The 24,962-nt window shown below is 65.7% G+C and carries 28 protein-coding genes; 14 read left to right on the top strand and 14 right to left on the bottom strand.

The window, feature by feature from the left end:
* Positions 1–24 precede the first annotated feature (24 nt).
* The 3 genes from ACI48D_RS23225 to ACI48D_RS23235 form a co-directional block, all read right to left on the bottom strand.
* Positions 25–1,104, bottom strand: coding sequence for an AI-2E family transporter (locus tag ACI48D_RS23225; RefSeq protein WP_435573656.1), 1,080 nt, complete (start codon positions 1,102–1,104; stop codon positions 25–27).
* Positions 1,105–1,459: 355 nt separating this feature from the next.
* Positions 1,460–1,774, bottom strand: a complete 315-nt coding sequence (locus tag ACI48D_RS23230) for a BON domain-containing protein (protein ID WP_435573606.1) — start codon at positions 1,772–1,774, stop codon at positions 1,460–1,462.
* A gap of 68 nt (positions 1,775–1,842) precedes the next feature.
* On the bottom strand, positions 1,843–2,412 hold the full coding sequence (locus ACI48D_RS23235; RefSeq protein WP_435573607.1) for a hypothetical protein: 570 nt from the start codon (positions 2,410–2,412) through the stop codon (positions 1,843–1,845).
* 195 nt (positions 2,413–2,607) lie between these two features.
* Between ACI48D_RS23235 and ACI48D_RS23240 the strand changes: the two genes are divergently transcribed.
* Positions 2,608–3,135, top strand: a complete 528-nt coding sequence (locus ACI48D_RS23240) for a glycine zipper 2TM domain-containing protein (RefSeq protein ID WP_435573608.1) — start codon at positions 2,608–2,610, stop codon at positions 3,133–3,135.
* A gap of 71 nt (positions 3,136–3,206) precedes the next feature.
* Positions 3,207–3,617, top strand: coding sequence for a hypothetical protein (locus ACI48D_RS23245; protein WP_435573609.1), 411 nt, complete (start codon positions 3,207–3,209; stop codon positions 3,615–3,617).
* Between the two features lie 112 nt (positions 3,618–3,729).
* On the opposite strand, the gene ACI48D_RS23250 is transcribed toward ACI48D_RS23245, so the two are convergent.
* Genes ACI48D_RS23250 through ACI48D_RS23275 form a run of 6 tightly spaced genes read right to left on the bottom strand, consistent with a single transcriptional unit; the run spans position 3,730 to position 6,852 of the window.
* Complete coding sequence (locus tag ACI48D_RS23250) at positions 3,730–4,086, bottom strand: hypothetical protein (protein WP_435573610.1); 357 nt, start codon at positions 4,084–4,086, stop codon at positions 3,730–3,732.
* 32 nt (positions 4,087–4,118) lie between these two features.
* Entirely contained in the window at positions 4,119–4,505 is a 387-nt protein-coding gene (locus ACI48D_RS23255) for a phage holin family protein (RefSeq protein ID WP_435573611.1), read from the bottom strand.
* An 18-nt stretch (positions 4,506–4,523) separates the two neighbouring features.
* Positions 4,524–4,883 carry a DUF883 family protein gene (locus ACI48D_RS23260; RefSeq protein WP_435573612.1) on the bottom strand — a complete coding sequence of 120 codons (360 nt, stop codon included), beginning with the start codon at positions 4,881–4,883 and terminating at the stop codon, positions 4,524–4,526.
* A 38-nt stretch (positions 4,884–4,921) separates the two neighbouring features.
* Positions 4,922–5,458, bottom strand: a complete 537-nt coding sequence (locus ACI48D_RS23265) for a ferritin-like domain-containing protein (RefSeq protein WP_435573613.1) — start codon at positions 5,456–5,458, stop codon at positions 4,922–4,924.
* A 37-nt stretch (positions 5,459–5,495) separates the two neighbouring features.
* Positions 5,496–6,419, bottom strand: a complete 924-nt coding sequence (locus ACI48D_RS23270; RefSeq protein WP_435573614.1) for an OmpA family protein — start codon at positions 6,417–6,419, stop codon at positions 5,496–5,498.
* A gap of 40 nt (positions 6,420–6,459) precedes the next feature.
* Positions 6,460–6,852: a DUF4398 domain-containing protein gene (locus tag ACI48D_RS23275; RefSeq protein WP_435573615.1), complete on the bottom strand. Its 393-nt coding sequence runs from the start codon at positions 6,850–6,852 to the stop codon at positions 6,460–6,462.
* A gap of 187 nt (positions 6,853–7,039) precedes the next feature.
* On the opposite strand from ACI48D_RS23275, the gene ACI48D_RS23280 reads away from it, so the two are divergent.
* The 3 genes from ACI48D_RS23280 to ACI48D_RS23290 all read left to right on the top strand — a co-directional run bounded on the left by ACI48D_RS23280 (position 7,040) and on the right by ACI48D_RS23290 (position 9,796).
* On the top strand, positions 7,040–9,151 hold the full coding sequence (locus ACI48D_RS23280; protein WP_435573616.1) for an AsmA family protein: 2,112 nt from the start codon (positions 7,040–7,042) through the stop codon (positions 9,149–9,151).
* Between the two features lie 88 nt (positions 9,152–9,239).
* A complete protein-coding gene (locus ACI48D_RS23285; RefSeq protein ID WP_435573617.1) occupies positions 9,240–9,551 on the top strand; it encodes a BON domain-containing protein in 312 nt (103 codons plus the stop codon).
* Positions 9,552–9,574: 23 nt separating this feature from the next.
* On the top strand, positions 9,575–9,796 hold the full coding sequence (locus tag ACI48D_RS23290; RefSeq protein ID WP_435573618.1) for a glycine zipper 2TM domain-containing protein: 222 nt from the start codon (positions 9,575–9,577) through the stop codon (positions 9,794–9,796).
* A gap of 120 nt (positions 9,797–9,916) precedes the next feature.
* Here ACI48D_RS23290 and ACI48D_RS23295 read toward each other — a convergent pair whose 3' ends face one another.
* Positions 9,917–10,648 (bottom strand): Crp/Fnr family transcriptional regulator, encoded by a 732-nt coding sequence (locus tag ACI48D_RS23295; RefSeq protein WP_435573619.1) that lies wholly within the window; start codon positions 10,646–10,648, stop codon positions 9,917–9,919.
* A 176-nt stretch (positions 10,649–10,824) separates the two neighbouring features.
* Between ACI48D_RS23295 and ACI48D_RS23300 the strand changes: the two genes are divergently transcribed.
* The 7 genes from ACI48D_RS23300 to ACI48D_RS23330 all read left to right on the top strand — a co-directional run bounded on the left by ACI48D_RS23300 (position 10,825) and on the right by ACI48D_RS23330 (position 17,582).
* On the top strand, positions 10,825–11,646 hold the full coding sequence (locus tag ACI48D_RS23300; RefSeq protein WP_435573620.1) for a glycine zipper 2TM domain-containing protein: 822 nt from the start codon (positions 10,825–10,827) through the stop codon (positions 11,644–11,646).
* 136 nt (positions 11,647–11,782) lie between these two features.
* Entirely contained in the window at positions 11,783–12,010 is a 228-nt protein-coding gene (locus ACI48D_RS23305) for a hypothetical protein (RefSeq protein ID WP_435573621.1), read from the top strand.
* 90 nt (positions 12,011–12,100) lie between these two features.
* Complete coding sequence (locus ACI48D_RS23310; RefSeq protein WP_109370519.1) at positions 12,101–12,247, top strand: lmo0937 family membrane protein; 147 nt, start codon at positions 12,101–12,103, stop codon at positions 12,245–12,247.
* A 106-nt stretch (positions 12,248–12,353) separates the two neighbouring features.
* On the top strand, positions 12,354–13,025 hold the full coding sequence (locus tag ACI48D_RS23315; RefSeq protein WP_435573622.1) for an OmpA family protein: 672 nt from the start codon (positions 12,354–12,356) through the stop codon (positions 13,023–13,025).
* A gap of 396 nt (positions 13,026–13,421) precedes the next feature.
* The gene (locus tag ACI48D_RS23320) at positions 13,422–16,277 is read left to right on the top strand and encodes a TonB-dependent receptor domain-containing protein (RefSeq protein WP_435573623.1); all 2,856 of its coding nucleotides are present in this window, start codon (positions 13,422–13,424) and stop codon (positions 16,275–16,277) included.
* Positions 16,278–16,394: 117 nt separating this feature from the next.
* Positions 16,395–16,988, top strand: a complete 594-nt coding sequence (locus ACI48D_RS23325) for a GDP-mannose pyrophosphatase (RefSeq protein WP_435573624.1) — start codon at positions 16,395–16,397, stop codon at positions 16,986–16,988.
* Positions 16,989–17,015: 27 nt separating this feature from the next.
* Positions 17,016–17,582 carry a DUF3617 domain-containing protein gene (locus tag ACI48D_RS23330; protein ID WP_435573625.1) on the top strand — a complete coding sequence of 189 codons (567 nt, stop codon included), beginning with the start codon at positions 17,016–17,018 and terminating at the stop codon, positions 17,580–17,582.
* Positions 17,583–17,691: 109 nt separating this feature from the next.
* Here the strand turns inward: ACI48D_RS23330 and ACI48D_RS23335 are convergent, their stop codons facing one another.
* Positions 17,692–18,528, bottom strand: coding sequence for a branched-chain amino acid aminotransferase (locus ACI48D_RS23335; RefSeq protein WP_435573626.1), 837 nt, complete (start codon positions 18,526–18,528; stop codon positions 17,692–17,694).
* Between the two features lie 169 nt (positions 18,529–18,697).
* Between ACI48D_RS23335 and ACI48D_RS23340 the strand changes: the two genes are divergently transcribed.
* Both ACI48D_RS23340 and cls read left to right on the top strand, forming a co-directional pair.
* Positions 18,698–20,797 (top strand): site-specific recombinase, encoded by a 2,100-nt coding sequence (locus ACI48D_RS23340; protein ID WP_435573627.1) that lies wholly within the window; start codon positions 18,698–18,700, stop codon positions 20,795–20,797.
* Positions 20,794–22,176, top strand: coding sequence for a cardiolipin synthase (gene cls, locus ACI48D_RS23345; RefSeq protein WP_435573628.1), 1,383 nt, complete (start codon positions 20,794–20,796; stop codon positions 22,174–22,176). The genes ACI48D_RS23340 and cls overlap by 4 nt, the downstream gene beginning before the upstream one ends.
* Positions 22,177–22,366: 190 nt before the next feature.
* On the opposite strand, the gene ACI48D_RS23350 is transcribed toward cls, so the two are convergent.
* The 3 genes from ACI48D_RS23350 to ACI48D_RS23360 are packed head-to-tail and all read right to left on the bottom strand — an operon-like array spanning position 22,367 to position 24,892.
* On the bottom strand, positions 22,367–23,203 hold the full coding sequence (locus ACI48D_RS23350) for a metallophosphoesterase family protein (RefSeq protein ID WP_435573629.1): 837 nt from the start codon (positions 23,201–23,203) through the stop codon (positions 22,367–22,369).
* Positions 23,178–24,152 (bottom strand): diacylglycerol/lipid kinase family protein, encoded by a 975-nt coding sequence (locus ACI48D_RS23355; protein WP_435573630.1) that lies wholly within the window; start codon positions 24,150–24,152, stop codon positions 23,178–23,180. The genes ACI48D_RS23350 and ACI48D_RS23355 overlap by 26 nt, the downstream gene beginning before the upstream one ends.
* An 8-nt stretch (positions 24,153–24,160) precedes the next feature.
* Positions 24,161–24,892: a phosphatase PAP2 family protein gene (locus tag ACI48D_RS23360; RefSeq protein WP_435573631.1), complete on the bottom strand. Its 732-nt coding sequence runs from the start codon at positions 24,890–24,892 to the stop codon at positions 24,161–24,163.
* Positions 24,893–24,962: the final 70 nt, after the last annotated feature.

Genomic DNA, 24,962 nt, shown 5'->3' on the forward strand with positions numbered 1-24,962 from the left:
GGCGAAACGGCAGTAGGGACGATCCTATTCGCCCAGCAACTCCGCCACCACCTCCATCCCCTCCACGCGCTCGGCCACCACCTTGATCACCACCACCACCGGCACGCCGAGCAGCAAGCCCCACATGCCCCACAGCCAGCCCCAGAACAGCAGGCTGACGAACACGGCAGCTGGGTTCATCTTCGCGATCTTGCCGGTCATCCAGGTGGTGACGACCATGCCCACCAGGGTCGCGATCGCCAGCGAGGCGCCGGCCACCAGAATCACCATGCGCAGCGATTCGAACTGCAGGAAGGCGACCAGGCCGGTGGCCGACGTGATCAGCAACGGCCCGAAGTACGGCATGATGTGCGCCACGCCGGCGAAGGTGGCCCAGGCGCCGGCATTCTCCAGGCCGATCATGCGCAGCGCAGCCCACAACAGCAGCGCCAACAGCGTGTTGGTGACGAGCAGCATGAACATGTAGTTCTGGATCGAGGTGTTAATGTCCTCGAGAATGTGCACGGTGACTTTCTTGCGCGTCAGCGAAGGGCCTGTCAGCTTGACCAGCTTGCGCTTGAAGGTGTCGCCCGCCAGCAGCAGGAAGAACACCAGGAACACCACCATGGTGGCCTGGGATACGAAGCTGGCCAGGCCCATCGAGCCGGCCAGCAGCCAGTCCATCACGCGGAAATTGCTGGCGCCCGGGCTGCTTGCCGGTGCCGGGTGGCGCTGCTGCAGCGCGCGCCGCGCGTCCGAGCCGGCATTCGCGGCAGCCTGCTCGATCTCGGCCGCGGCCGCCTGCACCTGCTGGATGGTCGAGGGCTGGCCGTCGGAGGCTTCGGTGAGCAGCCTGGTGACCTTGTGGGTGAGCGCCGGGAGCCCGTCGATGATGTTGAAGAACTCGCCCTGCAGGCGCTGGATGGTCAGCCCCATGCCGGCCAGGATCGCGGCCGTGACCAGGGTGGCGCCGATCGCGCGCCTGATGTGCCAGCGCTCCAGCCAGCGCACCACCGGGCTGAGGGTGTAGGCAAGGAAGATGCCGAGCAAAAGCGGCACGAAAAAATTCTTGGCCCATTGCAGGCCGAACACGAAGGCGACGGTGGCCAGGATGCCCAGCGACATCCCGCGCGCGTTCACGTGCACGGGCAGGCGCAGGGCGCCGTGCAGGGCGCCCAGCTCTTCGCCGGTGGGCGCGCCCTCGCCGCTCAGCAGCCCCGCTTCGCGCGCCGCCGCCTCGGGCGAACGCAGGTCCGCGCCAGGATGGGCCGCGGCATGGGGTTCGGATTGCTCTGCGGATGTGTTGCCGGGTGGAGCGAGCTGCATATCGTTACCTGCAAAAAGAAAAGGCCAACCCCAGGGCTGGCCGATATGTTCCTGTCCAGCCGACACGCCCAGGACGATCACCCAGCGGACCGCCCGCAGCGGCCGGAAAGCAGATCCGGCGTCAGCTTATTCTACGCGGATCGCCCGGCGCTTCTTACTTGACGCGAATGTCGTTCTTGACCGAGGTGACGCCCTTCACGCCACGCGCGATGTCGGCGGCGCGCTGGGCATCCGCCGGATTGGCAACGAAGCCCGACAGCTGGACGGTGCCCTGGTAGGTCTCGACCTTGACTTCGGTTGCCTTGACCTGCGGGTCGGCGGCGAAGGCGGCCTTCACCTTGGTGGTGATGCCGGCGTCGTCGAGGTATTGGCCGGTGCTTTCGTGGGTGGCGGTCTGCGCGCAGCCGACGACGCCGAAGGCGACGGTGGCGGTGAAGATGGCGGTGGCGATACGTTTGGTCATGGTCATGATGAGCTCCTTTGTTGTTAATGAATCACAGGGGTGATGCGGATTTGCCGAAACGGCAGGTACAACCATCACTTGCCGAACTGGGTTTTGGCGTTCGACATGCACTGGTCGCGGGCGGCGCCGGCGAAGGCGTCGCAGCGCTCCTTCGCCACTTTCCAGGCCGCGTCCAGCTTGTCGTCGCGCGCCTGGTTGCGCGCTTCGATGGTTTTTTGGTCGGCCTTGGCGTCGGCCTGCGCGGCAACCAGCGCAGCCTTCGCCTGGGCCTGGCAGACATCTTTCTCGTTGCCCGTCAGGCCGGCGCATTTGGTCTTGTCGCGGTCGTATTCCGCGTCGGCGACGCGCAGGCGGGCACGGGTATAGGCCTTCAGCGTGTCTTCGTATTTCGCGCGCGCTTCTTCCTCGGTGCGCACGCGCGCGGCCTTGGCTTCGGCCACGCACACGTCCTTCGGGTTGCCGGTCACGGCATCGCACTGGGCGCGCGCATTCTTGTAATTGGCGGCCGCCAGTTCGCGCGCCTGCTCATACGCCAGCTTGGCCTGCGGTGTGGCGGACCGTCCCAGCTGGCCGGCCGCGCGGGCATGGCCGGCGCCCCACAGCATGGCAGCGCCGAGCAACAGAATCATATGGGGTGTTCGCATTTTTTTTCTCCTTTTTTCAACACGCAGATGATGTTTTACTCTGCCGTAACGAAGAGTTCTGTTCGGTGCCGAACACAGGCAAATAGTGAGTGAAGAACATGGACGCGCTGCAAGTACATAGGGTGCGTCATCGCACAGACCTCAGGCATGGCACTGCTTAATCTGACCCTACATCTTTTGCCAGGAGAATAAGTCATGAAAGCTATCCGCACTCTTGCCGCGCTGGTGGCGGCCGGCGCAATCCTGGGCGGTTGCGCCAGCAGCAGCCCTGACCCCTACTATGGCAACAATGGCTACGGCAACAATGGCTACGCCAATAACGGCTACAACAACGGCTACGGCAACAATGGCTACGCCAATAACGGCTCCCGCGACAACGCCGCGGCCGGCTACGGCACCATTGAATCGATCCAGGTGGCCAGTGCCGAAGCCCGTACCAGTGGCGCCGGCGCCATCGTCGGCGGCCTGGTTGGCGCGCTGGCCGGCAACCAGGTCGGCAGCGGCGGCGGCCGCACCGCGGCCACCGTGGCCGGCGGCGTGGCCGGCGCGGCGATCGGCAACAACGTCGAACGCAACCGCAACCAGGATGGCGGCCAGCAGGTGTATGCGGTGAATATCCGCCTCGACAACGGCGAATACCGCACCGTCATGCAGGACAACGTCTACGACCTGCGCGTGGGCAACCGCGTGCGCATCGTCGACGGCCGCGTCTACCGTTATTGAAATGCGTTGAATGAAGTACACGCCGGCGCCTCCCGCGCCGGCTTTCGCTCGTCGAGAGCATGGAGGACAGCATGAAACAGCCACGAGGAGCCTGGCGCGCCGTCGCGCTGGCAGTCCCGCTCGCCGCCCTGTTGGCGGCCGCGGGCGCGCATGCCCGGACGCAGGACCAGGCCCAGGACGACAGCACGGTCGGCAAGGCCGTGGCGGCCAAGCAGGCCAATGAGATCAGGAACGGCGACCCGGCACGCTGGCATCGCGAGGACCTGTCGCGCCAGGCACGCCTGCGCATCCTGCAGAAGGAAATCGGCGCAGCCTACCAGGAAGCGAAGAATGCCTGCCGCGAAGGCGCGGCGGCCGAGCGCAGCGCCTGCCTGAAGGAAGCGCGCGCGACCTACGAGCAGGACATGAAGAACGCGCCGTCCCAGCTCGATGCGGCGCCCGAGGGATCCGCTCAAACATCCGGTCAACCGACGACGCGCTGAGCGCGGCACGTAAAAAGGCGGCGTCCAATCCAAGGATTGCGACGCCGCTCAAGCCCCACCATATTCTGTCATACGGACCGGCCTTGGATCCTGGCCGGCCACGCATGCGCTCTCAGTATGCCATGTGCTGCGCGCGTTTGCGCTGCACGTACCAAGCGGCAACGCCTGCCAGGGCCGCGATGCCCAGCGCAGGTTTCCCGAGCTTGCGCTTTCGGATGAAGCCTAGCACGGTTAGGGCATAAGGAGCCAGCGCCGTGACGCTTGTACCGGTAGGTTTCAACAGCGTATCGGCACGCGCGCGCAAGGCCCAGCTCGCGTGGTCGATGACCGTATGAAACATTACGTCGGGACGCGCCGCGTGCTTGATCTGGGCACGGGCATGGGCCAGACCCGCGCGGTAGAACTCGCCGTCGCGCAGCAGCGCGCGCTTCTGCTCCTCGTGGCTGCGATGATCGTTGTTCTTTTGCATGTTTCCTCCGTTATCCTTGGGCGCTGGCATGCTCACATCAGCATGTCGCGGTCGTTGCGCAGTTCCTTCATCGTCTCAGGGAAAGCGAGCTTGCCCTGCTTGAGCATGGAGAGGCCCTTGGCCACCAGAATGCCGGTAATGATGATGAAGAGGAAGAACATGACGAGCAGGATCTTCCAGCCCATTTCGTCCCATGCCAGCGCGACGATGGTCGCCGTGCCGTAAGCAAGGGCGAACCAGGTGGCGAGCACGGCCATCGCGAAGATGGCGACGAGCTCGATCACATGGTTGCGCACTTCGGTCATTTCGAGCGCGGCGAGCTCCACACGCGACACCACCAGGCCGAACAGGTTTTTCGCCAGGCCCGTGATCCCACCCATGAGGCCGGGGCCATGCACGACGGTTTCTTCTTTTTCCATGGCTGCCCCCGGCTCGAATTATTTACGGCCCAACAGGACACCGATCAGCAGGCCGGCACCGGCTGCCACGGCAACGGTGCGCCACGGGTTGTCTTTAACGTAGACATCCGCATTGCGTGCCAGTTCCTTGCCCTTGACCATGGCTTGATCCTGGTACTTGCGGCCCTGACCCAGGGCGGCATCCAGCATCCGCATCCCCCGCTCGCGCAGTTCGTCGGCCTTGGTACCGGTCAGGGAAGCGGCCGCCGTCAGCAGCGACTGGGCATCCTTGACCAGCGCCTGCATGTCGGTGCCGGCGTCGTCCAGCTTGCTGTCGACGGATGCGGCATTGGCTTTGGCGCGTACCGAATCGGTGGTGGCGCGGATGGAATCGAGCATGTTGTACTCCTTGTTCTTGGTGGGTTGGGAAAGATTCGTTATGCCAGCAGGTCGCGCATGTCGTCGGCGTGTTCCTCTTCGGTCGCCAGGATCTCGACCAGCATGTTCCTGGTGGTCGGGTCCTTGTCGCCGATCGCCTGGATCATCTGGCGGTAGGACTCGATCGCGACGCGCTCGGCGATCAGGTCGGCGCGGATCATCGCCTGCACGTCTTCCGACTCGTCGTACTCGGCATGGCTGCGCTGGGTCAGCGTGGCCGGGTTGAAGTTCGGCGAACCGTTCAGCTGCACGATGCGCTCGGCGATGCGATCGGCGTGGTCCTGCTCCTGCTGGGCATGCTCGAGGAACTCGGCCTTGATGTGCCCGGTGTTCGGGCCGCTGACGGTGTAGTAATGACGCTTGTAGCGCAGCACGCACAGCAGCTCGGTGGCCAGCGCGGCATTCAGCATCGCGACCACGGCCTCGCGGTCGGCGGCGTAACCCTCGGTGACGGCGCCGTCCTCGAGGTTGGCGGCCGCGCGGCGGATCTCTTCGATGTCGAAGCCGTGGGCCAAGTTGGAATTCGTCTGGTTCATTGTCGCTCTACCCTTCTATCAAAAAACTCAAAGCAAATCAGCGCGCCGGCGCACGCGGCGGGATCGGCGCGTTCTCGTTCGACAGCACGATCTCGACACGGCGGTTCAGCTGGCGGTTCGCGGCGCTGTCGTTCGGTGCCACCGGATACATCTCGCCGTAGCCACGCGTCGCCACGCGTTCGCGCGGCACCCCGAGGCTGGTCAGGGCCATGGCCACCGATTGCGCGCGGCGTTCCGACAGGTCCTTGTTGTGGGAGGAACTGCCGGTGCTGTCGGTAAATCCTTCGACCAGCACGGTACGGTCGGGGTTCTGCATCATGACCTCGGCCAGTTTGCGCACGGTCGCCATGCCGTTCGGCGTCAGCTCGGCGCGATCGGTGGCGAACAGCACGTCGCCGATCGTCACCACCATGCCGCGCTCGGTCTTCTGCGCATGCAGCTCGGCCAGCATCACTTCCAGGCGTGCGGTATGCTGGGCCAGCTGGGCAGCCTGCTGCTGGGCCGCGGCGGCCTGGGCCTGGGCGTCCTGGGCCTGCTGCTGCGCAGAGGCGGCCTGGGCATTGGCGGCGGCGGCTTCGCGCTTGGCGCGCTCGGCCTCGGCGGTACGGGCTTCGAGCTGCACGCGGTCGCGCTGGCGGCTGGCGTCGGCGATCTCGGCCTCGGCCGACTTGGCCTTCGCCACTTCCTGGGCGGTGGCGATGCGCTGCTTGGCCACGTAGGCCAGGCGGTCGATCGTGTCCAGGCTATCGCGCTTGGCGGCGGCCTGGTTGGCGCGGTCGAGGGCTTCGCTGGCCTGGCGGAATTCCACCGGCGCGTAGCTCGACACCTGCGGGTTGTTGCTGGCGGCCACGTAGTCGGCGCGCGCCTCGTCGAGCGTGGCGGTGGTAGTCGGGACGGTGCTGCAGGCGGACAGCAGCACGGTGCCGGCGAAGATCGCCGACTTCAGAAAATGCGATTTCATCGTGGGTCCTTTCTTCTTATTGGCGCCTGCGGGCGCGTTCTCAATGCTGATCGGAATTCGCGCGGTCGACTTCCTGGCGCAGCACGCGCAGGTCTTCGTTGAGCGCGTCCGAGGCGGCGGTGGCCTTGGCCGAATTCGCCTTGGCCTGGGCCAGCTTGGCATCGGCCTGGGCCTGCACCGCCAGCTCGCGCGCCCGCTTGTAATCCTTGGCGGCCAGTGCCTGGTTGGCTTGCATCATCTTGGCGCGCGCGGCGCCGATCTCTTCGGGCGCAAGTTCCGGCGCGCCGGCCGAGACGGCGTTATCGACGGCGTTGTGCGACACCGCGACCGCAGCCGTGGCCGGAGTCTTTTCCGGGCTGGCACAGGCTGCCAGGCCCAGGACCGCGGCAGCCGCGCCAACCCGCAGCAGCAGGTTCATCGATTTCGTATCCATCGTTTTCTCCCAGTGAACGATTTGTGTTGGTAACGTTATAAGCCTCTTGCCCCGAGCGATCGGTTCGCTGGCGCACATAGAGCGGGGTTGGCGCAGCGGGGCGCCCCGGTAGGGTGCGGCACCGCACATTGATCGGCAGACCTTTACGTTAATCTGGCTTCAACACACTCCCACCAGAAGGATTGCCATGACAACCCAACAGCATGAGGAGAACCGGCCGGCGGACGAGGCGAACCGCGGCAACGCATCCACCAGCCAGCACGGCAAGCGCCCCATGTCGCGCACGCTGAAGACCGTGCTCTGGCTCCTCGGAATCCTGGTTGCGATTCCCATCATCGCCATCATCATCCTGCTGAGCTTCGACTGGAATCGCGTCAAGCCCTGGCTGAACGCGAAGGTCAGCGACGCCATCGACCGCCCGTTCGCGATCGTCGGCGACCTGTCGGTGCACTGGGAACGCCCGTCCGAGAGCATCATCCCGGGCCAGCGCACCTGGCGCGATCACATCCCCTGGCCGCACCTGGTCGCGAACGACGTGCACGTCGGCAATCCGTCGAATATGCCAAAGGGCGACACCGCCAGCGTACGCCAGTTTTCGTTCTCGCTGAATCCATTTGCCCTGCTCAGCCACACCATCAGCATTCCGGTGCTGCGCTTCGACGGCCCGCACGTCGAGCTGCTGCGCACTGACGCGACCCACTACAACTGGGTCTACCAGCACGAGCAGAAAAAATCGAAGTGGAACCTGGACCTCGAGCGCCTGGTGCTGTCGAAAGGCGTGATCCATGTGAAGGATGCGCTCACCGATGCCGACATCACGGCGGACGTCGACACCATCGCCAACGATCCGCGCTACGGCATCGGCTTCAAGGTCCACGGCAGCTACCACGACGCGCCGGTCACGGGCGGCGGCAAGACGGGCGGGGTGCTGACCCTGAAGGACCAGGACGCGCCCTTCCCGGTCCAGGCCGACGTCCACTCGGGGCCCTACGCGCTCGCCGTCGATGGCACGGTCACGCGGCCGGCGAAGCTGGCCGGGCTCGACCTGCGCCTGAAGCTGGCCGGCCCCAGCATGGCGCGCCTGTACGCGTTCACCGGCGTGCTGCTGCCCGAGACCCCGGCGTTCTCGACCGAGGGCCACCTGACCGGTTCGCTGGGTGCGGAAGGGAGCCGCTGGACCTACGAGAAATTCAAGGGCAAGGTCGGCGAATCCGACATCGCCGGCACGCTGAGCTTCCAGCACCGCAAGCCGCGCAACAAGCTGAGCGCCACCGTGCACTCGAACCAGCTGCGCTTCGCCGACCTCGGCCCCTTGATCGGCGCCGATTCCAACGCCAGCAAGCGCGCGCGCGGCGTGGCCGCCGTCCAGCCCGAGAACAAGGCGCTGCCGGTCGAGAAATTCCACACCGAGAAATGGAAGGTGCTGGACGCCGACGTGCACTTCACGGCCGACCGCATCGTCAAGACCGCACAGCTGCCGCTCAACAAGCTGAAGACCCACCTGACCATGGACAAGGGCGTGCTGCGCCTGCAACCGCTGGACTTCGGCCTGGCCGGCGGCAGCGTGAACTCGAACGTCACCCTGGACGGCAGCGGCGGCGCCGGCAAGGACGCGATCAAGGCCACGCTCGACGCCACCGCGCGCAACATCGAGCTCAAGCAGCTGTTCCCGGCGATCCAGAAGATCCAGCAGGCCACGGCCGGCGACATCTTTGCCCAGACCAAGCTGACCGCCACCGGCGACTCGGTCGGCGAGATGCTGGCGAAGTCGAACGGCGAGCTGAAGGCCCTGATCAGCCAGGGCGTGGTCAGCAAGCTGCTGCTCGAGGAAGCCGGCCTGAACGTCGGCAACGTCATCCTCACCAAGGTGTTCGGCGACAAGCCGGTGCAGCTGAACTGCCTGGCCTCGGACTTCGGCGTCACCAACGGGGTCGCCAAGACCAATACCTTCGTGCTCGACACCCAGGATGCGATCGTCGACATCAACGGCTGGGTCAACCTGGGCAACGAGCAGATCGACCTGCGCGTGAAGCCGGAAACCAAGGGACTACGCATCTTCACCCTGCGCACGCCCTTCTACGTGCGCGGCACCTTCAAGAAGCCCGACCTGTCGCTCGACAAGAAGGTGCTGGCGCTGAAGGGTGGCGCCGCCGCCGCGCTGGCGGTGGTGGCCGCGCCGGCCGCCGCCCTGCTGCCCCTGATCAACACCGGGCCGGGCAAGGACAGCCCCTGCGCCGCCCTGCTGGCCAAGGCCGGCGCCAAGCCGCAGGCGCCGCCGCCGGGCAAGCAGAAACGTTGAGTACGGTAGTGTGAGTTGTCGTACAGACCCAACTATCGTGCGCGCTTAATCTGAACACACTGCAACACGTAATAAAGCAAGGATGCAAATGAAGCAATTCGGATGTACCGTGACGCTGCTGGCCGCCTTGGTGCTGGGCACGGTGACTGTCTCGGGATGCGCGGCAACCGGCGAAGCAGCCGGCCAGGCCATCGACGACACCACCATCACGACCGGAGTCAAGGCAGCCATCAACGGGGATCCGACCCTGAAGGTTTCAGAGCTCGATGTGGAAACCGAACAGGGAGTCGTCCGGCTGAGAGGATTCGTCAGCTCGGCGGACGATGTGGCGGCAGCAGCAGCGGCTGCCCGCACCGTGAAGGGCGTGAAATCGGTCAGGAATGATCTGCGCCTGAAATAACAACCCACCGTAAGGAGATCAACATGAAAACCATCAAACAAATCATCGTCACCGCTTCGCTGGCAACCGTGGCCCTGGGCCTGACCGGCTGCGCCGGCATGTCCCACCAGGACCGTAACACCGCCGTCGGCGCGGGCGTCGGCGCAGTGGCCGGCTCGGTCCTGACCGGCGGCAGCGCTGTCGGCACCGTGGCCGGCGCAGCTGCCGGCGGCGTGATCGGCAACCAGACCAGCAAGACCCACTAAGCAGGCCGGCCGGCGCAAGCCGGTTGCGCAAGCTAAAACGCCCCGTTTCGACGGGGCGTTTGCTTTGTGGAGCGCGCTTTTGATGGAAGCGCGCATTTCGGCAAGAACGGTTTATATGGTTTATACGAACAGCCGGGCAGGCACGCCGGCGCCGACCTCGCGCACGATCTCGTAGCAGGTGCAGGCGGCCTGGGCCAGGCCTTCGGGATCGAGGATCTCGATATTCCCGCGGCTGTAGTTGATCAGTCCCTGCTGCTGCAGGGCGCTGGCGGCCTTGGTGACGCCGACCCGGCGCACGCCCAGCGCGTGCGCGAGGAATTCATGGGTCAGGTGGAAGCGGTCGGATTGCAGGCGGTCGCGCGTGACCAGCAGCGAACGCGCCAGGCGCGCCTCCAGCACGTGGTAGCGGCTGCACACGGCGATCTGGATGGCCTGGGCCAGCAAGGTGTCCGTGTAGCGGTACAGCACGCGCTGCAGGGCCGGGCTGCGCGCGAACGCGGCGCGGAACAGGTCGGCGTCGATGCGGCTGGCGCTGCCGGCGCGCTGCACCACGGCGCGCACCTGGGTGGTATCGTGGCCGAGGGTGACGGTGGCGCCGATCATGCCCTCGCGGCCGACCAGGCCCACTTCGAGCGTCATGCGGACTTCGGCCACGGCCATCACCGAGACCAGGCAATCGTGCGGAAAATAAATGTGACGGATGGGGTCGCCCGGTTCGCACAACACGGCACCGACCTCCACCTGGACCTGGTCGAGCGCCGGCAGCATGCGTGCCAGATCTTCCGGCGGAAGCGCGGCCAGCAGTAGGTTGGCATTATGCTCGGCGACCATGGGTGCAGCAGGAGAATTCATCGGACCCTCGCGGTTGGACGCCGGCCGAATCGGCCACGGCGTCGCGGTATCATTTGCTTACAACGTGAGGTCAGCGTACCGGCGCCGTCAGGCGAAGTATGTACGGTGACGCACGGAACCGGGTGTTGTTGACAGGGACAATGATCTGACCGAACTGAAGAAAAAAAGGACCCGCCATGAACACCCATCCGACACCGCCGGCACGCCGCGGACAACATCCCCTCCTGATCCTTGCGGCCCTCGCCGTGATCCTGTTCTGCGCGGTCGGCACCGCCGCCATCATGGACTGGCTGCCGTCCTCGAAGGGCCGCACCGCGACCGGCGAACTGAATCCGGCCGACCGCGACGCCCTCGCCGCCAGCCTGCAGCAGCCGGGCGCGGCGCCGGTCGCTGTGCAGGGTGCGATGGCGCCCGCCTATCCGGTCCAGCCGGCGGCCGGGACCTATGCGCCGGCGCCGGCCGCTGCGCTGCCGCCGGTACCGGCGACTGCCAGCACCTACGCGGCGCCGGGCTACGCCGGCCAGGGCAGCGCCGCCTACGGCAGCAGCGCCCAGGGCACGAGCGCTTCCGGCTACGAGGAGCCGGCCCCGGCGCCGCTGCGCGAGAGCCATCCGAAGGCCAGGCAAACGACCCGCGTGGCGCAGGAAGACACGTCCAGCCGCTGGTGCGGCACCTGCGGCAACGTCGAATCGATCCGCCAGATCACGACCCGTGCGCAAGGCAGCGGCGTCGGTGCGGCCGGCGGGGCGATCCTCGGCGGCCTGCTCGGCAACCAGCTCGGCGGCGGCCATGGCCGCCAGCTGGCGACGGTGGCCGGGGCGGTCGGCGGCGCCGTGGTCGGCAACCAGGTCGAAGGCAATATGAAGGCCGGCCACAGCTACGAGATCCGGGTCCGCCTGGACGACGGCACGCTGCGCACCTTCCACCAGCAGAGCGTGCCGCAATGGCGCACCGGCGATCGCGTGCGCATCGTCAAGGGTGCGCTGCGCTCGGCCTGAGGTTTCATGCACGCCGGGTGGTTCAGAACGGGGCTTCGGCCCCGTTTTTATTTTCTTTTTCGCAATGTGCGCTAGCGCACGGAACGCGACCGTATGGCGATTAAGAATCAATCACAATCACGCGAAAGGGGATCCAATGAACAGCATCGCATGGGTAGGGATCATTCTTTGGGGTCTGCTGATCAGCGGCTTCGGCCTCGTCAGCGCAGGGCCGGCGCAGCCCGGCAGCGCCGACATCGCCGCGCACGACGTGTTTTTCCTGATCACGGGCGGCCTGATGATCTGCATGATCGGCTTCGTCGGCCTGATGGGTTTCCTGGGATGGATCCCGGGCTTGCGAAAAGGACAAAAATCCGCCGCATAATGTACGTCAGCGTACGGAGCACAGCCGCGAATCCGGGAATACTGAACTTACGGCAAAGACATCGCCGGTTCAAACGGAAAGGACATCATCATGCTCTACACTATCGCTGTTGTGCTCATCCTTCTGTGGCTGCTTGGTCTGGTCACTTCCTACACCGTCGGCGGCTTCATCCACATCCTGTTGGTCGTTGCCGTCATCATGATCCTGGTACGCCTGATCAGTGGACGCGGAATATAAATACCCGCCACGTAATACCCTGCAAGACCGCCCGATCCGTTTCGCGGTCGTGCCCCTGAATGGCGGCGCGACCTCGAAACGGATGTTTTTTTTGAAGGAGAACACCATGCACACTGCTTTCATCCGGTCGACGCTGTGCGCGACCGTACTTGCCTTGGCCGCCAGCGGCTGCGCTGACATGAATGCCACCCAACGCGGCACCGCCACCGGCGCCGGCGTCGGCGCGGGCCTGGGTGCCATCCTCGGCGCCAGCACGGGGGGCGGCGGCAGTGGCCGTGCCACCCGCGGCGCGGTCCTGGGCGGCCTGGCCGGCGCGGTGGCCGGCAACGTCTGGTCCAAGCACATGGAGCAGCAGCGCCAGGCGATGGAACAGGCGACCCGCGGCACCGGCGTGCAGGTCTCGCAGACCGCCGACAACCGCCTCAAGCTCGAGATCCCGAGCGACATCTCGTTCGACACCAACCGCGCCGACATCAAGCCGAATTTCCGGCCCATCCTCGACCGCTTCGCCTCGACCCTGAACGAGAACCCGGGCACCTACGTGACCATCATTGGCCACACCGACAGTACCGGCGGCGACCAGATCAACCAGCCGCTGTCGCTCGACCGCGCCTCCCATGCGCGCGACTACCTGGCAGCGCGCGGAGTGAATCCGAACCGCATCACGGTCGAAGGACGCGCCTCGCGCGAGCCGGTCGCGTCGAACGACGACCCGGCCGGCCGCGCCCGCAACCGCCGCGTCGAAATCTATGTGAACGAGCCGGCACGCGCCGGCTGAAACCTGCCGGGCGCCGCCATCATCGCGGCGGTGTCCGGCATTGTTGTGAGTTTCCGTGAGTTTTCAGGTGCCCCGGGCAGCGGCTGCGCCGCGCCGCGAGGCCACGCAGCGCTGTGCCTGCCGCCGTGTTGGCACAAGTAAAACCCTATATATTTACAATACTTTAGGACTTCCCCCTCTCCATGCATAAGTTTTTCTTGTGCATCAACGAAAACTTCACAATTGTTGCATAGCACCATCACCCCGGTTTATACCCGTTGTAATCTCCACACAAAATCACGGATGAGATTTGACACTTTCCCATCAGAAATGATCTGATCCTCCCCCTTGGCCCGTCTTTACCCGCCAAGGTTGAAAAGAGAAGCCTTGGCTTCGAGATTAAGCAATGGAGAGATTTTGACTAAGCAACTCGCAGTAAAGCACAGCGTCCTCGCTGTCGCCCTCACCCTGGCAGTACCCGGTTTCGTCTACGCACAGGCCGACCAGGCCGCGGTACAGAAGGTCTACGTGACCGGTTCGAACATCAAGCGTGCAGACAAGGAAGACTCCTCGCCGATCACCGTGATGACCGCCAAGGAAATCACGGCAACCGGCGCCAACACCGTCGCCGAACTGCTGCACAACATCCCGGCCTTCGGCTCGGGTACCGCGAATGACTTCCAGAACGACAACGGCTTCTCGAAAGGCGCATCGACCGCCTCGTTGCGCGGCCTGGGTTCGTCCTCGACCCTGGTCCTGCTGAACGGCCGCCGCATCGCCGCCTCGGCCTACGCCGACCCGAACCAGGGCAAGTCGACCGTCTATGACCTGAACAGCATTCCGGTGTCGGCCATCGCCCGCGTCGAAGTGTTCAAGGATGGCGCCTCGGCCGTGTACGGTTCGGACGCGATCGCCGGCGTGATCAACTTCATCACCAAGGACGACTACCACGGTGCCGAAATCACGGCATCGACCTCGGCCAACGATAATGGCCAGTTCGCCCGCAACAACATCAACGGCGTGGTTGGCTTCGGCGACCTGGACAAGGACCGCTACAATGCCCTGATCAGCTTCGACGTCGCCCAGCGCGGCCACACCGGCATCAAGGATGTGAAGGACATCGAGCAGGACGAGTACGCCCGTATCAACTACCGCCTGAGCGGCTACGGCAGCTACGCCTCGAACACCCCGTTCATCTTCCGCCAGTCGGCACCGGGCGCGGCCTTCTCGACCAGCGCCGCCGCCGGCAAATACATCTCGAACAGCACCGCCGGCTGCGTGGGCAACGTCATCACCGGCGGCCCGCAATACGGCATCGGCGTCACCAACAGCTCGATGCTGACCGACCGCAAGTTCTGCAGCTTCGACACCGACGCCTACGCCGAAGCGCAGTCGAAAGGTACCGACGTCAACCTGCTGTCGAAGATCACCGTCAAGCTGAGCGACACCATCACCTCGTTCACCGAAGTCGGCTTCTCGCGCGTCGAGCGTGAATACGTCGGCCTGCCGAAAACGATCTCGTCGACCACCCCGACCACCGTGTTCCGCGTCAACGGCCTGCCGACCAGCTACCAGCTGCTGCTGCCGTCGGGCCACCCGGACAATCCGTACACCGGTTACAAGGCCGCGGCGGTATTCCGTTTCGCCGGCACCAATGGCGGTTCCGAAAACGTCAACAAGACCTACCGTTTCCTGACCGGCCTGAAAGGCACCGCCGGCGCATTCGACTGGGAAACCGGCCTGCTGTACAACCGCGCAGAGCGTAACGACCTGGGTCACGGCTACCTGTACTTCCCGGTCGTCAACCGCATCGTGACCGAGAACCGCACCATCGCCGCCACCATCGCCGACCCGAACGCGGTGCGCGACGTCAACAACAGCGGCTACTCGCAAGTCACCCAGCTCGACGCCAAGGCCTCGACCTCCTTCGGCAAGCTGGCCGGCGGCGAAATCGGCCTGGCCTTCGGCGGCGAAATCCGCCAGGAAAAGCTGGGTCTGACCTCGGATCCGGAACTGGCAGCCGGTAACATCATCGGCCTGTCGAACTCCGTGCTGCAAGGCCAGCGCGTGGTCAAGTCGGGCTTCGTCGAACTGCGTACGCCGTTCACCAAGACCTTCGAGATGGACTTCGCCGGCCGCTACGACAAGTACCCGAACGCGAAGAGCTTCGTGCCGAAGGTCGGCGCCAAGTGGGAAGCGACCGACAAGGTCACCTTCCGCGGCACTTTCGCCAAGGGCTTCCGCGCTCCGGCGCTGTCGCAGGTGTCGCCGGGCGGCGTGCAGTCGTTCAACAACAACTTCGCCGACCCGCTCCGCTGCCCGGACGGCCGTACCCCGGTCGCCGGCGCCGATCCGCTGGATTGCGCACGCAGCATCTCGTCGATCTCGGCCCCGAACCCGAACCTGAAGAACGAAACCTCGAAGAGCTACTCGTTCGGCGCGATCATCAACCCGACCAAGAACGTCGACCTGCTGATCGACTACTACCGCATCCGCAAGGAAAACGAGACCGCGCTGCTGTCGTCGACCTTCGTGGCGCAGCACCCGGAGCTGTACCCTGGCCTGGCAGTGCGTGACAACAACAACCTGGTCGATGCGAACGGCAACGTGATCCCGAACTCGGGCCAGCTGCTGGCGATCAACCGCACCTTCGTGAACCAGGGCAGCACCGACACCTCGGGTATCGACGTCGAAGCCGCACACCGCCTGAACCTGGGCGAGAACGGCCGCATCTCGACCCGCCTGAACTACACCTACGCGCTGACCTTCAAGCGCGCAGAGCGTCCGGGCGAAGTCTCGCACAACCTGGTCGGCACCAACGGCGGCCTGTCCGACTGGGCGACCTCGGTCGGCGACATCCCGCGTCACCGCCTGAACATCGCATCGACCTGGACCCGCGGCGACCACGCCGTGACCGTGTCGGCCGACTACGTGTCGTCGGTCTCGCTGATGCGCCGCTACGACAACGACGTGACCTACGCACAGCCGTACTGCCACTACGGCGTCGGCCAGCCGAAGGGCGCGTACTCGCTGGGCGGCCTGCCGAACTACGGCTACTCGAACACCGACTGCAACGTCGACGAGTGGCTGACCTTCGGCGCCGCGTACTCGTACACCGGCTTCAAGAACTGGACCCTGTCGGCCAACGTGAAGAACCTGTTCGACACCAAGGCTCCGTACGATCCGCGCGATGCGAGCCTGGGCTTCGACAGCCAGCTGCACAACGGCATGGGCCGCTACTTCCGCCTGACCGCTTCGTACAAGTTCAAGTAATCGCCGCCTGATCGCTTGACGGGCTCGCCGCCCGCATGAAAGCCGCCCCGCGCAAGCCGGGCGGCTTTTTTCATGGCCGCGGTGTATGCTCGGCTGACATGTTGATCAGGAGATGCCATGGCAGAAGACAGGATCCGCATCGTCCGCGAGGACATCCTCTCGGACGACTATTACCCGCTCAAGAAAGTCACGTATGCACAGTTGCGCAAGGACGGCAGCTGGCAGGAGCAGCAGCGCGAGGTCTACGACGCCGCCAGCGGCGCCGCCGTGCTGCTGTATAACCGCGAACGCCGCACGGTGGTGCTGACCCGCCAGTTCCGCCTGGGCGCGCGCCTGAATGGCAGCGACGGCTTCCTGCTCGAAGCCACCGCCGGGGTGCTGGACGGCGCCCCGCCCGACGAGCGCGTGAAGCTGGAAGCGCGCGAGGAAACCAGCTACGAGATCGAGCAGGTGACGCCGGTGATGCAGCTGTTCGTCAGCCCCGGCTCGCTGACCGAGCGCATCCACCTGTTCGTGGCGGAATACGATCCGGCCCGGCGCTGCGGTCCCGGCGGCGGCAAGGCCGAGGAAGGCGAAGACATCGAGGTGCTGGAGCTCGACTTCGACGATGCCCTGGCGCTGATCGAGACCGGCGGCATCGTCGATGCCAAGACCGTGCTGCTCCTGCTGCACCTGGAGCGCAAGGTGCTGGGCCGGCACGAAGCGTCCTGACCACCTTTCCCCCGACAGGAGAACACCATGAAGACATCCCTTCAATCGCTGAGCTGCGCGCTGAGCTGCGCGCTGGCCTGCGCCCTCGCCTGCGCGCTGGCCCTGCCGGCCGCTGCCCAGGACATGAAACCCGGACTCTGGGAGCTGAACAACAAGGTCGGCTCACCGGACCCGCAGCTGAACGCCGCCATGGCCGAGGTGCAGAAGCAGCTGGCCGGCATGCCGCCGGAACAGCGCCAGGCGATGCAGGAAATGATGGAACGCAACGGCATGCAGATGCGCATCGGCAGCGGCGCCGCCCTGAGTACCCGCATGTGCATGACCAGGGAAATGATCGAGCGGAAGGAGTTTCCCGTGCAGCAAGGCGACTGCAGGCAAAAGGTGACGCCGCTTTCCGCCAAGCGGATGAAGGTCGCCTTCAACTGCACCAGGCCGCCCGCCAGCGGCGAAGGCGAACTGACGCTGGACAGCGACACCAGCTACCGTGCCAGGATGCACATCACGGGCACGGACGGCGGCAGGCAACAGACGGTCGACATGGATGTGACCGGCAAATGGCTGGGCACCGATTGCGGCGGCCTGCAAGCAAAATAGCAAAGCCCCTTAAACAGCATCAAACCGGGGTCAGACTCCGGTTTTTGGAAACTTCCTCCAGGTTATTTGCAAAACGCGGAGTCTGACCCCGGTTTGTGCGAACGCAAGCTCAGGTGGTTTCGGTGAACGCCAGGTAGAGATCCCGCGCGTGCTTCGCCACCGGTCCGGCCGGCAGTTCGCGCGATTCGTAGCGTACGCAGGGCGTGACCTTGCCGTAGTTGCCGGTGCTGAAGATTTCGCGCGCCGTGTCCAGCTCTTCCGGCTTGACGGTGCGTTCTTCGACCGTGATGCCGGCGTCCTTCAGCAGCGCGATCACGCGGGCGCGGGTGATGCCGGCCAGAAAGGTGCCGTTCAGGGCCGGGGTGACCACCGCGCCATCCTGCGTGACCAGGAACAGGTTCGAGGACGCGAACTCGGCCACGTTGCCGGCCAGGTCGAGCAAGACCGCGTTGTCGAAGCCGCGTGTACGGGCGTCGCGCAGGGCGCGCGCGGTGTTGGCGTACAGGGCCGAAGCCTTGGCGTCGGTCGGGGCCATGGTCGGCTGCGGGCGGTGCAGCTCGGACAGGCAGGCGGAGAAGCCGGCGAACGGCGGCAGCGGCGCGTCGAACAGGGTCAGGGCGAAGCCGGCCTTTTCCGGCACCGGAATCAGGAAGCCTTCGGAAGCGAACACCAGCGGGCGGATGTACAGTTCGGCATCCGGCGGGAACTTGGCGACGCCTTCGCGCACCAGCGCCTCCATCTGGTCCACCGACAGCGGGCAGGTCAGGCCCAGCTTCGCGGCGGAATCGATCACGCGCTGCAGGTGCGGGCGCAGGTCCGGCAGGTGGCCGTGCAAGGCGCGCGCGCCGTCGAATACCGAGGAACCCAGCCACACGCTGTGATCCATCGCGCCGAACAGCGGCGTATTCCCCTCGGCCCATTCGCCGTTGAAGTAAGTCAGGTACATGTTCTTCCCTAGTTTAATAATCCGATGACATAACGCATCAAGTGTACCGCAGCAGCCTGCCCGGCGCAGTGGCCGGGTCCGCTCAGTTCGGTGGCGTACACAAGCCCGCCGTGTCCACAGGTACACTACGATTTCCGGGCAGTCCGACCGCCCAGCCCTACAATTCTCCATGCTCCACATCCTCGAACGTCTCGACCCGAACAGCGACCGGATCGACCTGCTGGTCGACCTGGTCGACAAGCTGCGACCGCGCCGCGCGGCTGACCACGCCTATGCGCGGGCCCAGGTGCGCACCCTGTGCCAACTGCTCAAGGGCAATCCGGAACAGGCGTGGGCACTGCGCCGCTACATCACGACCCTGCTCGAGACGCGCCGCCACACCAGCCTGTACTCCGATGTCGGCATCCTGTCGAACGACGGTTTCTTTACCGAACTCAAGAGGCGCATCGCCTACCGCATCCTGCCGCCCGCCCTCGACGACCACTATCTCTCCGACACCCTCGACCGCCTGCTGTGCCGGGAGACCGACTACCAGTGGATCAGCGCGGTGCCGAACGCCGATTGGCTGGAGCTGTTCGACACCGTCTCGAACGCCCCGCCGCCGCTGGATGCCACCCCGGACCGCGCGCGCCACGTCACCCTGCTGGGCCTGCTGGACGCGATCCGCACCCTGTCCTGCCGCGTCTGCGCGCTGGGCCTGGAGCCGCGCCTGATCCACGCCCACATGGAAATCGAGGACGTCGATTCGCCCTTCCTGATGCAGAACATCGAGACCAACACCTATCTCGACCAGTACGGCCGCCTGCTGGCCGGCGAGGCCGAGCGCATGGAAGACGCGCGCCACCTGCTGGTGATGCTCGACCAGTGCGAGGACGTGGTGCTGAAGGTCCGCCGCCGCGCGCTGGCGGCCGGCACCAGCGTGTCGCTGACCTACCTGCTGCTGGCGATCACCCAGAGCATCGACCGCCTGCGCAAGCTGCTGTTCCTGGTCGACGTCAGCGGCGAACTGCCGGGCGCGCCGACCATCGACCTGGAGGCGCTGGCCAACGAGGCGAGCGCGCCGTCCGAGCCGCCGACCACGCTGCGCCGCGCGGCCGCGATCTCGCTGGCCCAGGAACTGGCCGAAGCCCACAACACCAAGTACCAGGTGCGTGGCCTGGTACGCGACAACATCGACCTGCTGGCGCGTAACGTGACGGAGAACGCCAGCCGCACCGGCGAGCACTACATCGCCGAGCGCCGCACCGACCTGCGCCAGATGTTCAATGCCGCGGCCGGGGCCGGCATCATCATCAGCTTCATGGCGCTGATCAAGATCCTGCTGTCTTACCTGCACCGCGCGCCGCTGATCGAAGCCGCCCTGTACAGCATGAACTACTCGCTCGGCTTCATGCTGGTGCACGTGCTGCACTTCACCATCGCCACCAAGCAGCCGGCAATGACGGCCGCGCGCATCGCAGCGACCTTGCACGAGAGCGACCAGAAAGGCCGCCACCGCCAGGCCGACGTCGACAGCATGGCGGCCCTGGTCAACAAGGTGTTCCGCACCCAGGTGGTGGCGGTGCTCGGCAACCTAGCGACCGTGATCCCCTTCTCCTTCCTGATCGCGCTCGGCTACTGGTACCTGACCGGCCACCACCTGGTCAGCCCGGACAAGGCGCGCCACCTGATCCACGACAGCCACCCGTGGGAATCGCTGGCCCTGCTGCACGCGGCGATCGCCGGGGTCTGGCTGTTTGTCTCCGGCCTGGTGTCCGGCTACTACGACAACAAGGCGCTGTATACCCGCATGGGCCAGCGGGTGCAGCAATTGCACGGCCTGCGGCGCCTGCTGGGGAAAGAGCGCCTGGAACGCTTCGGCGCCTACGTCGAGGACAACCTGGGCGGCCTGATGGGCAATATGGTATTCGGCGTCCTGATGGGGGTGACGGCCACGGTCGGCTTCCTGCTCGGCCTGCCGCTCGACATCCGCCACGTGACCTTTTCGTCGGCCAACTTCGCGATCGGCTTCGTCGGCCTCGACTATCAGGTCAGCCTGGAGACGATCGGCATCACCGCGCTGGGCATCCTCCTGATCGGCATGGTCAACCTGCTGGTCAGCTTCGGGCTGGCGCTGTGGGTCGCGCTGCGCGCCCGCAAGATCCGCTTCTACCACGGTTTCCGGCTGCTGCGCGCGCTGGGCCGGCGCCTGCGCGCGGCGCCGCTGGACTTCTTTATCGGACCCAAGGACTACGGGGACATGAGCGAGCAAATGAGAGGATACGAATGAGCTTCCCGCGCCTGCAATCCTGGCTGGCGGCCCTGTGCCTGGGCCTGGTCCTGGTTTCCTGCAAGACCCTGCCGGACGTCGATCCGGCCGCGCCGGCGAAGGCCACGCCTACCGTCGCCACCACCAAGGGAACCCTGGCGCCGAAGCAGGTGTCGGCGCTGGTATCGAAGCGCTGGGCGAATGCCACCACCGACCTGAAATCGCTGGCCCTGCTGGAGGAACAGGCGACCGGCGTGCCGCTCATCGCCGGCAACCGGGTGACGCTGCTGTTCGACGGCCCGGCCACCATGCGCGAAATGATGGCCTCGGCGCGCGCCGCCACCAGCTCGATCAACCTGGAAACCTATATCTTCGACCAGGACCAGGTCGGCAACGAGTTCGCCGACGTGCTGATCGAGAAGCAGCGCCAGGGCGTGCAGGTCAACATCATGGTCGACGCCGTCGGCGCGATCGCGACCCCGGCCGCCTTCTTCGACCGCATGCGCGCGGCCGGCATCCGCGTGCTGATCTTCAACCCCGTCAACCCGGCCAAGGCCAAGGGCAACTGGGACATCAACAACCGCAACCACCGCAAGCTGATGGTGGTGGACGGCCGCATCGCCTTCACCGGCGGCATCAACATCAGCTCGACCTATGCCAACAGCTCGCTTTTCCGCTCGCACCAGCGCGCGGACAAGGTCGACGGTTCGAAGGTCGGCTGGCGCGACACCCACGTCAAGATCGAAGGCCCGGCGGTCGCCCCGCTGCAGTGGTCCTTCGTGAATTTATGGGTGCAGCAGGAAGGCGGCGAGCTGCCGAAGGCCGACTACTTCCCGGCCCTGCCCCCCGCCGGCGACAAGCTGATCCGCGTACTGGCCGGCAATCCGGAAGGCGATTCCGACATCTACAAGGCGCTGGTGGTGGCGATCAGCGAAGCGAAGAAGAGCATCCACATCACCTCCGCCTACTTCGTGCCCGACCAGCAGATCGTCGACGCCCTGGCCGGCGCGGCGGGGCGCGGGGTCGACGTCAAGCTGGTGCTGCCGGGCGTGTCCGACCACAGCATGATCCGCTACGCCGGCCAGGCCTTCTACGACCAGCTCCTGAAGGCCGGCGTCAAGATCTTCGAGCTGCAGGTGGCGGTGCTGCATGCGAAGACGGCCGTGATCGACGGCGGCTGGTCGACCATCGGCTCGGCCAACATCGACCGCCGCAGCTTCCTGCACAACTACGAACTGAACGTGGTGGTGATGGACCCGGCCTTCGGGCGCGACATGGAGAGCGCCTTCAACGAAGACCTGCGCGACTCCAAGGAAGTCACGCTGGAGAAGTGGAAGCACCGGCCGTGGACCGACCGGATCCGGGAATGGGCGGCACGGCTGGGCGAATACTGGATCTGACGGCCGTCGTTCCCGCGGCATTTTCGCGTGGTACCCGCGCCATTACCCGTCGTTCCCGCGAAGGCGGGAACCCATGCCGAGCTTCCGATACCGGTATTTCTGAAACACCTCAATAGCGCCGACGTACCGAATCCTGTTCTTCAGCTTGGATCCCCCGCCTGCGCGGGGACGACGTGTATGCGCAGGTGGTCTAGATTCCCGCCGCAAGCAGCCCCTCGTTCACCTCGGCCCAGACGTTCCCGCTACGCATGAACTTTTCCGTCGCCATGATCTGGAACTGCTTGTGCACGGCATCCCAGCCATAGCGGTCGACCTCGATCTTCCGCGGCTCGATCCGGATCACGTTGAAGGAATTGACCTCGCCGCGGCCGCGCGTGGAGGTGGCGGTGCCGGCCTGTACCACCAGGGCCGCGTACTCGCTGATCTTGTAGCGCGCCTGGGTGTTGCCGGCGTGGCTCTGGTGCAGGTGGCCGGCCATCAGGAGATCGACCCCGACGTCCGCGAACACGTCCATGGCCATGTGGGCGCGGTCGACCAGGTCGTCCTCTTGCGCCCCCTCCGGCAGGTCGAAGGGGTGATGGGTGACGACCACCCGCGTCACGCCCTCCGGAAGGCCGGCCAGCGTGGCGCAGATCTTCTCGACCTGCTCCTTGTTCACGCGCCCGTCCTTCCAGGTCAGGGAACGCGCCGTGTTCACGCCCAGCACCGCGATCTCGTCGTCGATGTAGACCGGATCGAGGTCGTCGGTGATGTGGCGCTTGTAGCGTTCGAGCGGCAGTACGAAGCGGCGGAACACGTTGTACAGCGAGATGTCGTGGTTGCCCGGGACGATGATCTGCGGGCCGGGCAAGGTGTCGAGCCAGGCGCGCGCCTCCTCGAACTGCTCGCTCTTCGCCCGTTGCGTCAGGTCGCCCGATACCACCACCACGGTCGGGGCGATGCGGTGGACGAGCTCGCGCAGCGGGTCGAGCAGCTCCTGGTCGACGCGGCCGAAATGCAGGTCAGAGAGATGGACGAGTGTGCGCATGATCTTCCGTTTCCGTTTCCGTTGTGGTTTTCGTTGTAGTTTTCGTTGAAGCGATTGTCGCAGCCGGCACCAGCACCGTCAGTGCGCCAGGCCGCACCCGGTAGCGCAGCGGCGAGTTCATCATCGTGACTTCGCCGTCGGTGGCGACGTGCAGGCGCGCGTGGTGGGTTTCGATCTGGAATCCGGGCGCTTCCAGCACGTCGAAGTCGCGCTCGCTGCCGAGCTTGCCGAACAGGGCGTCGACCGCGAAGCGCAGCAGGCCCAGGCGGGTCGGGTGCTGGGCCACGTACAGGCTGAGCACACCGTCGTCGAGGCGCTCGCGCTCGCCGATCGCCAGGCCCTCCATGATATAGCGGTTGTTGCCGATGAAGACGAAGGGCGTGCGGCGGGCCAGCGTTTCGCCGCGCACCGTCAGGCGCACCGACAGGAAGGGGTAGCGGCGCAGCGCCGCCACGCTCGCCCACAGGGCCGCCGGCCACTTGCCGCGTCCCAGGCGGCGCTGCTGCTTCTCGCGGTCGCGCACGATGTCGGGGTAGAGGCCGAGGCTGGAATTGTTCAGGAAGATGCGGCCGTTGACCTCGCCGACATCGACCTTGCGCGGCACGCCGCCCGCCAGGTTGCGCACGGCGTCGTCGAGGTCGAGCGGAATCCCGAGGTCTTTCGCGAAATGGTTGAGGGTGCCGAGTGGCAGTACGCCGAAGCGCACGCCGCTGTCCGCCATCACGGAAGCGACGGCGTTGATGGTGCCGTCCCCTCCCCCGGCCACGACCAGTTCGGCGCCGCCATGGAGCGCGCGGCGGGCGGTGGCGATCATCTCCTCGCCATCCTTGGCCAGCACCAGTTCGGCGTCCAGGCCGGCATTGGCGAGCTTGGCGCGCAGCTCGGCGCAGGCACGGTCGTCGTGGCCCTGGCCGGCGCCGCCGTTGATGATCACGGTAACGGGTTTCACGCGGGGTTTCATGCCGCCACCTCCCGCCCGCGCGCCCGCGCGATCCGGCGCCGCTGCAGGGTCGACACCGCCGTGATGCAGACCGCCAGCCAGGCCGCGCCTTCCGCGCTTGCCGCCAGCACGTCGGACAGGTAGTGCACGCCCAGGTACATGCGCGACAGCGCCACCAGCATCACCATCAGGCAGCAGGCCGCCACCACGGCGGTGCGTTTCGGCCAGCCCCGCACCCGGCGCACCAGGTAGCAGGCCAGCAGGCCGTAGAACACGGTCGCGGCCGCCGTGTGGCCGCTTGGGAAGCTATACGTACTCAAGGTCAACAAGGGGTCCTCCAGACTGGGCCGGGCGCGCCGGAATACATGCTTGAGGGCGACGTTCAGGAGCATCCCGCCCGGCACCGATACCAATACCACGACCAACCAGTAATGCGCCTTGCGATGCCAGAACCAGGCCGCCAGCAGCGCGCCCATGATGCTGGAGCCGAGGATGCCGTTCCAGTGCGTAACGAACAGCATGGCTTCGGTGAAGCCGCTGCTGGCGTGGGCACGGAACCAGTGGGCCAGGCGCACGTCGAGCAGGGTGATGGCGCTGCCCTCCACCACGTCCTCGGCGATCGCGCCGAACGCCCAGGCCGCGGCCAGGATCAGGACGATGCCGATGGTGAAATGGATGCCCATTTCCCCCTCCGGAGAGAAGCGGGCGGCCAGGAAACGGTGCAGGCGGTCCGGCAGTAGGTTCAGCATGCCCCTCCACTAGCGCTGTTTGCGGGAAAACCACAGTTGCGAAAAAGAACTGGTTTTTTGTACAGTAACT

This window comes from Massilia sp. LXY-6 (assembly GCF_051233485.1).
GTDB lineage: Bacteria > Pseudomonadota > Gammaproteobacteria > Burkholderiales > Burkholderiaceae_D > Telluria.

Coding starts and splice junctions, on each gene's coding strand:
- ACI48D_RS23360 (WP_435573631.1), bottom strand. CDS start 24,892: ATGCTGAACCTACTGCCGGACCGCCTGCACCGTTTCCTGGCCGCCCGC.
- ACI48D_RS23240 (WP_435573608.1), top strand. CDS start 2,608: ATGAAAGCTATCCGCACTCTTGCCGCGCTGGTGGCGGCCGGCGCAATC.
- ACI48D_RS23245 (WP_435573609.1), top strand. CDS start 3,207: ATGAAACAGCCACGAGGAGCCTGGCGCGCCGTCGCGCTGGCAGTCCCG.
- ACI48D_RS23225 (WP_435573656.1), bottom strand. CDS start 1,104: ATGTCGCTGGGCATCCTGGCCACCGTCGCCTTCGTGTTCGGCCTGCAA.
- ACI48D_RS23235 (WP_435573607.1), bottom strand. CDS start 2,412: ATGCGAACACCCCATATGATTCTGTTGCTCGGCGCTGCCATGCTGTGG.
- ACI48D_RS23265 (WP_435573613.1), bottom strand. CDS start 5,458: ATGAACCAGACGAATTCCAACTTGGCCCACGGCTTCGACATCGAAGAG.
- ACI48D_RS23250 (WP_435573610.1), bottom strand. CDS start 4,086: ATGCAAAAGAACAACGATCATCGCAGCCACGAGGAGCAGAAGCGCGCG.
- ACI48D_RS23285 (WP_435573617.1), top strand. CDS start 9,240: ATGAAGCAATTCGGATGTACCGTGACGCTGCTGGCCGCCTTGGTGCTG.
- ACI48D_RS23350 (WP_435573629.1), bottom strand. CDS start 23,203: ATGCGCACACTCGTCCATCTCTCTGACCTGCATTTCGGCCGCGTCGAC.
- ACI48D_RS23290 (WP_435573618.1), top strand. CDS start 9,575: ATGAAAACCATCAAACAAATCATCGTCACCGCTTCGCTGGCAACCGTG.
- ACI48D_RS23300 (WP_435573620.1), top strand. CDS start 10,825: ATGAACACCCATCCGACACCGCCGGCACGCCGCGGACAACATCCCCTC.
- ACI48D_RS23310 (WP_109370519.1), top strand. CDS start 12,101: ATGCTCTACACTATCGCTGTTGTGCTCATCCTTCTGTGGCTGCTTGGT.
- ACI48D_RS23340 (WP_435573627.1), top strand. CDS start 18,698: ATGCTCCACATCCTCGAACGTCTCGACCCGAACAGCGACCGGATCGAC.
- ACI48D_RS23325 (WP_435573624.1), top strand. CDS start 16,395: ATGGCAGAAGACAGGATCCGCATCGTCCGCGAGGACATCCTCTCGGAC.
- ACI48D_RS23255 (WP_435573611.1), bottom strand. CDS start 4,505: ATGGAAAAAGAAGAAACCGTCGTGCATGGCCCCGGCCTCATGGGTGGG.
- ACI48D_RS23330 (WP_435573625.1), top strand. CDS start 17,016: ATGAAGACATCCCTTCAATCGCTGAGCTGCGCGCTGAGCTGCGCGCTG.
- ACI48D_RS23295 (WP_435573619.1), bottom strand. CDS start 10,648: ATGAATTCTCCTGCTGCACCCATGGTCGCCGAGCATAATGCCAACCTA.
- cls (WP_435573628.1), top strand. CDS start 20,794: ATGAGCTTCCCGCGCCTGCAATCCTGGCTGGCGGCCCTGTGCCTGGGC.
- ACI48D_RS23335 (WP_435573626.1), bottom strand. CDS start 18,528: ATGTACCTGACTTACTTCAACGGCGAATGGGCCGAGGGGAATACGCCG.
- ACI48D_RS23260 (WP_435573612.1), bottom strand. CDS start 4,883: ATGCTCGATTCCATCCGCGCCACCACCGATTCGGTACGCGCCAAAGCC.
- ACI48D_RS23305 (WP_435573621.1), top strand. CDS start 11,783: ATGAACAGCATCGCATGGGTAGGGATCATTCTTTGGGGTCTGCTGATC.
- ACI48D_RS23315 (WP_435573622.1), top strand. CDS start 12,354: ATGCACACTGCTTTCATCCGGTCGACGCTGTGCGCGACCGTACTTGCC.
- ACI48D_RS23270 (WP_435573614.1), bottom strand. CDS start 6,419: ATGAAATCGCATTTTCTGAAGTCGGCGATCTTCGCCGGCACCGTGCTG.
- ACI48D_RS23230 (WP_435573606.1), bottom strand. CDS start 1,774: ATGACCATGACCAAACGTATCGCCACCGCCATCTTCACCGCCACCGTC.
- ACI48D_RS23280 (WP_435573616.1), top strand. CDS start 7,040: ATGACAACCCAACAGCATGAGGAGAACCGGCCGGCGGACGAGGCGAAC.
- ACI48D_RS23275 (WP_435573615.1), bottom strand. CDS start 6,852: ATGGATACGAAATCGATGAACCTGCTGCTGCGGGTTGGCGCGGCTGCC.